This is a genomic window from uncultured Parabacteroides sp. (assembly GCF_947855115.1).
Lineage (GTDB): Bacteria > Bacteroidota > Bacteroidia > Bacteroidales > Tannerellaceae > Parabacteroides.
Genome location: NZ_CANTZW010000038.1, coordinates 18,496 through 31,163, shown reverse-complemented (window position 1 = coordinate 31,163; position 12,668 = coordinate 18,496). Strand labels below are relative to the sequence as shown.

General features: G+C 45.7%; 4 protein-coding genes. 2 read left to right on the top strand and 2 right to left on the bottom strand.

Features of this window, described 5'->3' with window-relative positions; all coding sequences use genetic code 11:
- Positions 1-146: 146 nt before the first annotated feature.
- Positions 147-3,152, top strand: coding sequence for a DUF6383 domain-containing protein (locus Q0110_RS16825; protein ID WP_297909131.1), 3,006 nt, complete (start codon positions 147-149; stop codon positions 3,150-3,152).
- 324 nt (positions 3,153-3,476) lie between these two features.
- Here the strand turns inward: Q0110_RS16825 and Q0110_RS16820 are convergent, their stop codons facing one another.
- Positions 3,477-5,876: a TonB-dependent receptor gene (locus tag Q0110_RS16820; protein WP_297909129.1), complete on the bottom strand. Its 2,400-nt coding sequence runs from the start codon at positions 5,874-5,876 to the stop codon at positions 3,477-3,479.
- Between the two features lie 162 nt (positions 5,877-6,038).
- On the opposite strand from Q0110_RS16820, the gene Q0110_RS16815 reads away from it, so the two are divergent.
- The gene (locus tag Q0110_RS16815) at positions 6,039-10,148 is read left to right on the top strand and encodes a hybrid sensor histidine kinase/response regulator transcription factor (RefSeq protein WP_297909126.1); all 4,110 of its coding nucleotides are present in this window, start codon (positions 6,039-6,041) and stop codon (positions 10,146-10,148) included.
- Here the strand turns inward: Q0110_RS16815 and Q0110_RS16810 are convergent.
- Positions 10,087-12,474 carry an ABC transporter permease gene (locus Q0110_RS16810; RefSeq protein WP_297909124.1) on the bottom strand — a complete coding sequence of 796 codons (2,388 nt, stop codon included), beginning with the start codon at positions 12,472-12,474 and terminating at the stop codon, positions 10,087-10,089. The two genes, Q0110_RS16815 and Q0110_RS16810, sit on opposite strands and share 62 nt — an antisense overlap.
- Positions 12,475-12,668: the final 194 nt, after the last annotated feature.

Below are 12,668 nucleotides of genomic sequence, written 5' to 3'. Positions count from 1 at the left end.
CTTCCTTCCACAAACTCTCTCCCTAAACCTCTTAAAAACGCAAGATTTAAACCTTGGTTTAAACCTGTCGTTTTTATAGACTTTAGTTTATTACAGGATTGATAAAGACTAATTTATCACTATTATTAATATTAAATTTTTGATTTATGAACAAGAGAATTTCTACGTTGATGACAATGGGCTTGCTTACGGCAGGGGCGTTGTTTACTACTGTGAATGCTCAAACGACCGGAGAAGAGGCAGGTACCAAATTCGATGGTAGCAAGTATTATTATCTTGCGAATGAGAATGGTGGAACTTACAGTTACATTGGTGGAACGGGCGTGAAAAAGGGTAATGCGGAACAATACACCGCATTGAATACTACGGTGGAAACTAATAGTAGCAAAGTTAGTAACAAAGATGAGTATTTGTGGGCGATTACCCATGTTTCTCGTAATGGAAAGTCTTACTTTACATTCAAGAACAAGAAGACAGGCACTTTATTGTCTTTTGATGAAAATGGAAGTATTACTACAGCAGAAGATAAGGGTGTGGCAAATGAGTTAACTTGGTTGGAGAAGAACAAATATGTAGTAGCCGGTGAGCCTATCTTTGCGGTTGATAAGTCGATTGATCTATCCGGTGCGACTTGGAGCATGGGTGCTAGTGGATTAACAAATATCTGTGTTTTCAAACAAGATGCAAAGACTATCGAAGCTGATAAGTTGAATGACGCTTTGGGGAATGGTTTTGCTTTGAGTTTCCCGTCAGTTAATCCGCAGCCGAAAGAGAATATCTTTGATCAGAAGATTCAGGCTTGGGACTTTACCGGAAAGCCTTGGGCTATAGCTATGTCTTTGCCTGGTGGTACTTATTTCTCTGTATCCACTCCGAAAGATGGGATTATAGATGAGGCAACTTTCAAGGCTTCTACTTTCATCGCTGTTGATCCGGTAAATCATTTTGGAATCAATGCATTGAAGAGAGCTGATGGTGTTGGTTTTGCCTTTAAGTTGGTATCCGGAGAGAATTTGGTAATGACTGCTAATACCTCTAAGGAACAAGTTTATGCAGGTAACGCTGCATTTACGGTATCAGAAATGGATAACGTAAATAAACCGGGTGAATATACACTGAAGTTAGCTTCTGTACGCGTGAAGAAAGATGCGTCTAAAGATGATCAAGCTACGATTTCTAATGTTTATGTAGACGCTATCACTTCTACAGGTACTACTTATGTAACAACAACTAGCAAGCCGACTACCGCAAAATGTACGATTAGCACTTCCAATATGCTGAAAGCTTCTGAATTGTTGAAGAAAGACGCTCCGGCTGTATTTAACGTGTTGTTTGTAAGTAATGAGAAGGATGTGACGGAAACTGGTTCTTCCGAATACGGTAAATATTTAGGTTTAAGAATTAACTCTTCTGCTTACGAGTTGTTCGCTCAAGGCCCGGATTATGTAAACTTGAATGCTCCTCAAAACCAATGGGTAGTAACTGATGTTGATGGGCAGAAATTTACGTTTACGAACCGTGAGGTGAATACTTATGATGCTGTTGGTGATGCCACGGGTCTTTCATTCACGGCTTCTTTACGTAAGACAGATGAGGCTGATGTTTACGAAGTAAATGCAGAGTCTGCGGTATTCACTTATGCTTATGTTGAAGGTAATTCATATAAGATTTCTAGTAGCAAAGATTTGTCAACAATGTCAGATTTGAAGATCAAATTAATTCCTGCTACAGTAACTCCTTCCGCAGGTTACGCTGATTATTCAGACGCTGAACTTGCAGAGTTGGCAAGAATGAAATTTACGGTTGGCTCAAATGTCCTTTACAAGGATTTGTTCTTGAAAGCTACATATAGTAGTGGTGTTCCTTCTGGTGTAGAGGCTACTCAAGAGGCTACAGAGGCTGCGGAATGGGAAGTTATCAAATTCGATTGTAGTGCGGCTGAGAGTGACGTGGCTAAATCCGATACGATCTATGGTTCTACAAAGTACGCTTATATCGTAAAAGATGAGGAAATAGATAAGAAAGACGTGAAAGATATCGCTATCGTATCTTACGCATTTAAGTTGTATGTGGATGGTAAGGCTTACTATTTGAATGAAACCTCTGGAAGCTATTCTTTGATTCAAGAGGATGATGTAGAAGACGCTCCTCGATTTATCGTAAAGGAGAACAAGAATGGTTCCGCTTATTTGATTAATGCAGACACTGAGCGTAATTATAATGAGATCATTAATAAAGATGCGGAAGGTTTGGCATTGAATGATGTTGATGGCTCTCTAACACAAGAGTCTATCTATGAGACAGCCGGTGATGTGAAAGCTCGTTTCTATGTACTAAGAGATGTTACAACTCCTTCTTTACCTTCTATCGTTAGACATGCTTCTTTCCAAGCATTGACAGGTGGTTTCGTAGCTGTAGGCGAGGCTAACGACGCTGTTATCGCTCCGACAAGCGCAGACGCTGAGAACTTGACATTCTGGTTGGATACAGCTAATACAAAGGCTTATACTCCGGCATTCTATATCTCTAAGGGTGTTGATACGACAGCTAACGCTTCAAGATTGTTCTTGTATAACGCTAAGGATTCCGCGGTATATTACAATCCGGGTACCGCTAGCGAGGTAAAAGATCCGAAGTATTTCTTGGTAGATAACTCTGTGAAGGCAATCTTCCGTCCGGCAACGTTGACAGGCGTAGATACATTATCTACAGTTGTAGCTGGTGCGGAAACAAAGGTGACCGCTGATAACGGTTTAAATAACTTCAAGTTCCAGATTGTATTGAAAGATGCTGCCGTAGAAGGTGAGTATATTATCAAGAGCTTATCTGACGCTTGTTATATCTTCAATTTGAACGGTAAATTGGGATTCACGAAAGACAAGTCAAATGCATTAGTTGTATCTGTTGAGGATGGTATCATCCCGACAAGCAACGAAGGTATCAACGCAGAGTCTTCAATCTCCGTAATCGCAGGTAACGGTACGATTACCGTACAAGGTGCGGCAGGCAAGATGGTTTCTGTAACGAATGTCCTTGGCAAGTCTATCGCTAACACGGTTCTTACTTCCGACAATGCTACGATCACAGTTCCGGCTGGTATAGTAGTGGTAGCCGTAGAAGGCGAGGAAGCAGTGAAAGCTGTCGTAAAATAAGAATCGAATAAATAATGACGATAATCAATAAATCATTCCTGCGGGAGTCGTAGTGATTCAAGTACCCCGTGAGGGTGAACAAGCAGGAGTGGATTAATATTAATACTAAAAATAATTAAAGTTCATCCGTCAGTACCTCCGTGAGGAGAGAAAGCGAGAAAAGAATAAGCCCCGGCTAGGTCTCCTGCCGGGGCTTTATTTGTTGGAACATTCTTCTATCACGATAAAACTATAGATTTATTACGTATCTAATAAACAAACGAATATAAGTGTAAAAATCTATTTCATCGGTTTATCTGGTGAAGATCTGGCTATATGATAATATTAATGACTCGTCCCCTCAAATAAATCCTTTGAGTTGTTGGATAAGCCGCTCTTTAGCTTGAACTGGTTGAACGTATAGCTAAGGGTCAAGCCTATCAATGGGTAATCGGGCCGGATTCGTGTCTTGGAAATCAAGTTCGAGGAAGTGATCGTGTTGACATAACGGGCCGTATTGAAGACATCCCGGAAAGAGAGAGTAGCCGTCAGTTTTCGTTTGAGGAATTGTTGCCGGATCGCTAGGTTGACAAACCAGAACGACTGGGTTCTTCCTTGGGTGGTCACGGAAGGACCTACGAAATTCCCGTCAAGCTGTATCCGGGTATATTTCCCGGCGTTGAAAGCGTTGTTCCAGGCGATCTCGTAATTGATACTGGTCTCATTCTTACCGTCCGTCTTATACTCGTTCTTTACCCGGTAGTGATAAAGGCTGCCGTTTACCTGCGTGTTCCACCAACTAGTGGCTTGCAAGCTACCCGATAATTCTAGGCCGGTGGAATAATCGTGCCCCACGTTCGCCATGGAATCCAAGGTAACTCCGGCTTGGTAAGGAACCCGTAGCCGCTCGATCTTATCTTTCCGGGTTCGGTGGAATAAGGAGGCCGATAAAGCATTGTCGCCGGAAGTCAGGGAATAATTCAACTCGAAAGAATGAATGTATTCCGGGCGTATGTCCGGGTTACCGATCTCGGCTGTATAATAATCCTTATAAGTGATGTATGGCTCCATGAAATAAAGCTCCGGCCGGGTGGTACGGCGACTGTAAGCGAATAAGAGTTTCTGGTTTTGCGTCAGGTTATAACCGATATGGGCCGATGGGAACAACTCGAAACGTCTTTGCAAACGGTTCGCCCAATCCTTGGAGCTACGCAATACCTGATGCGTGTGTTCACCCCGTAATCCTACCTGAAAATCAAAAGACCGGTAACTATCCCCGACGATCGCATAAAGGGAATTGATCCCTTGTTGGAAATAAAACGTATTGTAGATGTCCTCGCGCCAAAAGAATTCTTTGGTATCCGGGTTCCAGAACTGCATGCTGTAATCACCATCTTCCGAGTACGAGAAATATTGGTAACCCGCCTTGATTTGTCCGGTTTTGCTGTAAGGAAACACGTAATCGGCTTTTGCCCGGACTGTCCAACGATGCTCGGCCTCCCATGCGCGATGACCTTGCTGGCGCACGTTGTTTTTGTCAAACAAATCGCTTTGGAAATATTCCAAGGCATCGCCTCCGTATTTCAAGAAGAAACTACCGCTAAGGTTATGCCCTTTATCATTGAATTTATGATCCACGGCCAGGTTCCCTTGTCCGAAAGTCTCGTGGATATCAAAATCGTCGAGGCTCTTGAACTCCCCGTTCTCGAATTGTTCGCCATTGGTAGAACGCTCTTCCGTATATTCCAAGTCTCCTTTACGTTTGACTCCGGCGTATCCACCTTCGGCGTTAACGGAGAAAGTTGTTTGTTTCCGCGTATAGCTCCATCCTCCGTTAAGGAGATACGCATACCCGTTACTTTCGCGGGGGCCGTTGGAATAGGAGGTGGTTGTCGTATCGTTTACCAATGTCGTTTTCTCTTGGGTAAAATGACTTTTACGAAGCCGGTTACCAACGTAGCCGCCTATGCGCCATTGAGAAGACTTGTTTTGTCCGGTCAACAAGAAGTCCATGGTCCGGCTCCATACCGTGTTCCCGCTAAGGTTGATCACTCCGCTCAACCCTTCCCCGAAATTCTTCTTGGTAATGACATTGATGATCCCGACATCTCCCCCCGTATCATGCTGGGCAGACGGGGTGGTTATGATCTCTATATTCTGGATTTGTCCGGACGGGATCTGCTCCAATGCCTGAGTCCCGGTAAATAGGCTGGGCTTTCCATCTACGTAGACCGTGAATCCGCTACTTCCCCGGAAGGTAACCTCACCTTCCGCGTTTACCCGGATGGAAGGCGTGTTCTCAAGGATATCTACCGCGGTTCCTCCCGAGGAGAGCAGGTTGGAGGAGGCCTCGATGATCTTTTTATCCAATTTATAGATGACCTGCTTCTTGTTGGCCACGACCTCCACTTCTTGCAAGCCTACCTCAAGCATTTGCATCGGGATGATCCCCAAATCCTTGCCCTGATCTGTGAGAATAAACTCATCTCCCATATAGACATCGTATCCCAGAAAATGGACACGGATCGAATACGTTCCTGGTTTTACGGGGTGGATCAGGAAAGAGCCGTTCTCTTCAGTCATGGCTTCTTTAACGATACGGCCTCCGTCATATAATACGACGTGGGCATAATCCAAAGCCTTTCGGGTGGTTTGATCGATTACGGTTCCTTTAATACCCGGATTCGCATAGATAGATAGTAGTACGACGCTAAGGAATACTAGCGATAAAAAAAGTTTTCTCATATTTTACATTCGTTTTAGAATTGATGTCGCGAAGCTAGGGAAATGAAGAGGGAGCGGGCCGGACGTATGTTTCAGAATACCGTACAAATCGTTCAAACTTTCTGTTTTCTGTGATTTTCACCCGCTTAATCTTTATATTTGGGGAATTAATCGGATGAATGGATGAGAATATACCTTTTACTGCTGTTTGTACTTACCATGACAAGGGCGCAAGCGGCCAATGTTCTTTTTGACCGGATAACGATGGATAGCGGGCTTTCTTCTTCCTCGGTGACCTCTATCCTGAAGGATCATGCTGGGTATGTCTGGATCGGGACGGACGAAGGCCTGAACCGGTACGATGGATATACGTTTAAAGTATTCTTGCCTGTCCCGGATTGCCCGGAAAGTATACAAAGCAGTTCTGTCGATAAATTGTTTGAGGATGCCGACGGAGGTATCTGGATCTTTTTTTCCTCGGGTGGGATTAGCCGTTATGATACGGCCTCGGATACATTCCTTAATTTTACGAAAGAATGGCTCCGGCAACAGTTGCGTGTATATGGCAGCCCTACTTGCTTCTCGGCTTCTGTCCCGGGGCATATCTTTATAGGTACGGAGAACGGGTTGTTGGAGTACGACGCTAAGGAGAAGAAGCTGGTACGTCTTTCGCAAGCCGGGTCGGTAGTCTCGTCGTCTCCCGTGAATTGTTTGTATTCGGCTCCGGATCATTCGTTTTGGGTAGGTACTTTGGCCGGTTTTAGCTTGTATGACAAAGAAACAAACCTTTTTCAGGATTATACGATACGGACGAATGACCGGGAAGATGTCAATGCCGGCAATTTGAATGGTGTTAACGCGATCTATATAGATCGGTTTGATTATATGTGGTTGGGTACAGGGCGTGAAGGCGCTTTTCGTTCGATAGATGTGGGAGAGCGAGGGATTTTCCGGTCTGTCGGCCGTAAGGATACCCGGGTATATCGATTCCTAGAGACTCGCGGCGGCGATTTCTGGATCGGGCATAATAAGGGGGCAAGCTTGATTAGCCGGGTGAACCGGTTGGCCTTGCGGTGCGAGCATTTTTTTGACCGTCCGGAGGATCTGGAGCCTACGGGAGAATGCCAGGTACGCTCCATCTTCGAGAGCAAGGATGGAACGGTTTGGTTTGATGACAGCCGTTTTAACCAAGGCCTTTTTTATTATTCCCCGGAGGAGAGGAAGATGGGACGGTTGAGGAACGTGCCGGAAGACATTCATTCGATCAGTAGCAACCAGATCACTTGTTTGTTCCTGGATAGCTCGGATCATCTTTGGGCGGGACATTCGAGTTATGGGGTGAGCCATGCGGATCTGGCGCCTCCTTTGTTTCGATACACCTCCGGGTATACGGAGAAAGAGAATCTGTCTTCTCTTCATACCTTGGCTGTTTACGAGGATTCAGACTTGAATCTTTGGGTCGCTACGTCCAAAGGGCTGGACCGGATTAACCATAAGACCTCCCGGGTGGATATGCGCTTTACCTTCTCGCCCCGGAAAAATCCGTCCTCTTTATCCGGAAAGATTATAGGCGCTATCCGTGAGGATTCAGGGCGAAACTTATGGATCAGTTATCTGGACGCGAATCCGGACCGGTTGAGCTTGGATGATTTCCGGATACGCCCTTTTACGCCGGATCATCAGGTTTCTTATGATTATCCGATCAATTCGTTGTCGGAGTTGTGCAACTTATGCGTGAGCGAGGAGTGTTGGTTTTGGGGAGGAGCGGATGAGGGGAGGCTCCGGGTATGGGACACGAAGACGGGGGCGATTATCACGTATCGATATATACCGGGGGAGACGAATCCTCTTGCCTCGAATCATATTCATTGCCTGTTTGTGGATTCTTCCGGCTATTTGTGGATCGGCACGAATGCGGGGTTGGATAAATATGACAAACGAACCGGGCGATTTGACCATTTTACGATGCAGGATGGCTTGTCGGGAAATATCATACAAGGAATCCGGGAAGGCGAACCCGGTATCTTGTTTGTCAGTACGAATAAAGGGTTAAGCCGCTTGGATATACAAAACCGGCGTATCGTTAATTATACGACGGCGAATGGTTTATTATCGAATGAGTTTATTTCCGGAGCCTGTTGCAAGCGTAAATCCGGTGAGCTTGTATTTGGAAGTAATGAGGGGATTGTCTCTTTTGATCCCGCTCAATTAACAGATGGCTTGAGGAAGGTTCCCGAGTCTTTGCGAATCACGGATATCGCGATCGGCGACTCTCGTGAGAAGCAGGGTTTGCGGGTGGATTTTATAGCGTTCGATTATTCTCATCCCCGCAGTATCCGATATCGGTATCGCTTGGATGGGTATGATATGGATTGGCGGGAGGTAGACGCTAGCGATCGTACGGCCATATATAACCGCCTTCCTCCGGGAAACTACGTGTTTCGGGTGGAAACTTCCGGTAATGGTTCCTATTGGAGCGCTCCTGTTACCGAGCCTGTGAGGATCTTTCCTCCTTGGTGGCGGACGTGGTGGTTTATTTTACTGGTATTCTTGGCTGTATGCGTACTGTTGTATATCGCTTATAAGAGCCGGGTACGTTGGTTTCAACTCCGCCAAGCGGAATTGGAACGTAAGATACAGGAGCGTACGCGACTGTTGAAACAGGCCAAGCAGGAACTGGAGGAGAAGGATGAGCTGAAAACCCGCTTCTTTATGAATGTGTCTCATGAACTTCGTACCCCGCTGACTATTATCAAGGGGCTGACGGAAGATCTGGAGCGGCATTCCGGTTCGTATGGGGCTGATGAAAATAAGGAGACTTTACGTACGATCGCCCGGAATACCAATCGCTTGATTCGCCATGTCAATGAATTGCTGGATTTATCGGTATTGACCCGCGGTGTGCCTTCTCCGCATATTGTTTGTGCGGATCTCAGCCGATTCTTGAAGGAGATCTCGGAAACCTTTGTCCCATTGGCCGATTCCTATAAGATCGCGTTTACATATTCCATCGTGCCGGATATCTCAATCGCTTATTTTGACAAGAGTATCATTGAGCAGGTTCTGTATAATTTACTGTCGAACGCGTTTAAGTATACGCCGGATGGTGGTTCGGTAAGTTTTTCCGCTTCATTGGATCTGAGTGTGGGCGGCAGGAATATGGTTTTGAGAATTACGGATAGTGGGATCGGCATTCCACCTGAATCGCTGCCGCATATTTTTGACCGGTATTATAAAGGGGAATCGATTGCGTTTCGCCGTTCGGAGAGTTCGGGTATCGGTCTTGCGTACACAAAAGAGTTGCTGGAATTGCATAAGGCAAAGATCCGGTGTGAGAGCGAACCGGGGAAAGGTTCTGTTTTTACGGTTGTCTTGCCGATATCGGAAGAGGCTTATCCGGAGGAATGGTTGGAGTATTCGGTACATGAACCGGAAGAGGCAACCCGGCAGGAATCAATACGGTTGGAAGATGTGGATGCGGTTCCGGGGAACCAGCGGCAGACACTTTTATTCATAGAAGACAATGAGGATTTATGCCGTTATTTGGAGAGCGCATTTCAAACGGATTACCGGGTCGTGATCGCGAAAAACGGAAAGAGCGGGTGGGAGAAGGCCTTGGAGGTCATGCCGGACGTGATCGTCTCGGATGTGATGATGCCGGTCATGAATGGGATTGAGTGTTGCGAGGCTTTGAAAACGGATGAACGGACGGCTCATATACCGGTTATCCTGTTGACCGCTTTAGCGGAAGAACGGCAACAATTGGAAGGATATGGGGCCGGAGCGGATGATTATCTGCCCAAGCCGTTCAGTCTTGCCGTCTTAAAAGCGAAGGTGAAGAATCTGCTTAAACGAAGTGAGCGACTGAGGTTATATTTCAGGGATCAGTTCGATTTGCGTACACCGGAGCAAACAGTCGCCAGTCCGGATAAGGAATTTGTATCGAAAGTGACAAAGGTCGTACTGGCTCATTTGCAGGATCCGGAATTTGATGTCGAGCATTTCTGTTCGGAGATGGCGATGAGTCGTGCCAGTTTATTTAGGAAGTTAAAGTCTGCTACCGGTTGTTCAGCCTCTTCATTCACTCGTAATATACGTATAAAGCGTGCCGCCGAGTTATTGGGGCAACACGCTTATTCGATCGGGGAGGTCGCGACCCGGGTGGGATTCTCCGATCCAAATTATTTTACCCGTTGTTTTAAGGAGATTTACGGGGTGACTCCCAGCGAGTTTATTCAGACTTCACCGAATTTACCGGATTCTCACTCGCCGCTTGCCAGTTCCGGAAAGTAACGGTACAGATCGTGACCGAGAGGATGATCAAGAAAGCTACGATGAATACCCAAAGATGGAGTGGGGTTTTATAGGCGAAGTTCTCCAGCCACATTTGTGTACCTATCCAAGCTATCGGGATCGAGATTACGAAGCAAACCGAGACGATCCAGATGTAGGTCTTGTTGAACATCAAAAGAATCTGCCCGGTTGTCGCTCCGTTGATTTTGCGGATACCGATCTCTTTCCGGCGGTATTGCGTCTCAAATAGCACGAGCCCGAATACGCCTACGATAGAGATCAATATTGCCAGTATCCCGAATAGGGAAATCAGCTTGCCAAGCGTTTGTTCTTTCTGGTATAGGTTGTCTAGGATCGTGTTATAGAAAGAGATCTCGAAAGGAAATGTGGGATCGATCTCTTTCAAGGTTTCCCGAACGTGAGCGACAGCTTCCTGTAAATTCGTTTTCGAGTTGAAACGGATATAAGATACCAATTTAGGATTGGGCGTATCATTATTCAACGCGAATACAAAGGGTGAGCTAGCGACCCGGCAAGAACTAAACCGGAAATCTTGGCTGACTCCTAGAACCGTGCGGTTATTGAAGCGGTCGCCGGGACGTAAGTGGAAATCCCGCTCTGCCGCCGGATTGATGATGTAGTCGCTCTGTGGCTTGTTCGAATCTTCTTGTGTGAAATTTCTTCCTTCCTTCATTTGGATATCCATAACGGATAGGAAATTCTCGGAGGCATAGAATACTTTGAAGAATACATCTTTATTTTCATGATGGGCATATTCGAGATCGATCATATCGTCTTCTTTCGATAACTCGTAGACGGAGAAAGCCACATCCTCTATTCCCGGATAGTCTTTAAGTTTCTGGATATACTGAGGTTTGTGCTTGGCGTAGATCTCCGGTGTCAGGGTTACGATGGCTACTTGGTCTTTATTGAATCCTAGTTGCTCGCTGGAGGTCATGAAATGATTCTGGAGTTCCATAAATAAGGTGACGATGATCAAGGCGATTGATACCGTGTATTGGAAACCGATCAAGGTAATACGTACTTTTTTCCCTTTGGGGCTAAGACCGAAAGAGCCTTTCAGCACCAAGGCCGGTGCGTAGGAGGTACTCCGTATCGCCGGATAAAGTCCTGCCAAGCAACCTGTCAAGATAGCGATCAGCGCCGTAAGGAGGAGCAGGCCTTTGTATTGGCTAAGACTTATGTCCGCGTCTACCCAACTGGCGATCGGGGTATAGGACAAATCGTTTACGATAAATAAGGCGAAAACGTAGGATATCAAGCAGATTACGATTGATTCTATAAGTGAGATGGCCCGTAGCTTATAAGTGGAACATCCTAATACCCGGTGTGTATTGATCGTTTTCAATCGCAAGGGAATCAACGAAGTGGTGAGATTGGTGAAGTTGATACCGGCGATGAATAAAATGAGGAAGGCGATGCCAAGCAACACATAGTTTGTCTCCCGGTGGCCTTTTGGATTAAAATCGAAGGTCGTATCATGTGTGTAGTAAACATCTCTTAAGGGGGTTAGGCGTAATGCGATTTCTTGTGCCGAACCCATTTGACTTTTGGCAAAGTCGAAAGTCTTGTTGAAATGATCCAATACCTCCTCTTTGTTCCGGGGATCGTCTAGCGTGACATATATCTCATTGGTGTACATTTGCCAAGTGCTTTTTAATGCGTCCTGTTGATCCATCGGGACGTAAATGTGGTTTTGTATCGTAGTGTTTCCCGGGAAATCCCTATAGACACCACCAATCGTAAGTACCGTGGTACTTACAGGTTGCCAGCCGCTGTTACTAGACATCCGGATGCGTTTCCCGATAGCGGATTGCTTGTCGAACATCCTTTTAGCGACACTTTCCGGGATTAGAACGGAACCGGGAGTGAATAAGCATTCGGTGGAACCTTCTTTCATGTGGAAGTCGAAGACATTCGAGAGATTGGGTAGGCAAAGCTGGAAGTTTTCTTTGAAGACTTTTACTTCTCCCTCATCGTCTGCCTCATCGATTTGGCAATAACGCTCTCCTCCGTAAAATGGATATCGGTACGAGTAATCGGTAATATGAGCGGATGAGTTAACGAAAGCATCACTAAACATCAGACAGTGGATAGCGTTATGCTCGAATTCCCCGTGATTTGCCTCTAGCCGGAAGGTCCGGTCTGATTTGCTGTGCATGGCATCGTAATTCATCTCGTAATCCACCTGCATTAATATCAGGAGGAAGGCGGCGAAAGCGATTGTCAAGCCGAAGAGGTTTAATACGACGGCGGTCTTAAACCGCTTGAATAAGTAAAGTAAGTTTCGAATCATTAGTCTCATTATAACAGGATTTAAATATATTCATTTTCAGGAAAAGAGGCAAATAATATGCCATTGAGATAACAGATTGTTAATCATGGGATAGCAGGGGGAATACCTAAAAACGATCGTGTGTGCCTTCGCACGATGGACGTTCGTTTCCGCACGTTACTGGATGGGTAGGGAGGAATGTTTTTCCCGGAAGGCTTACCGTC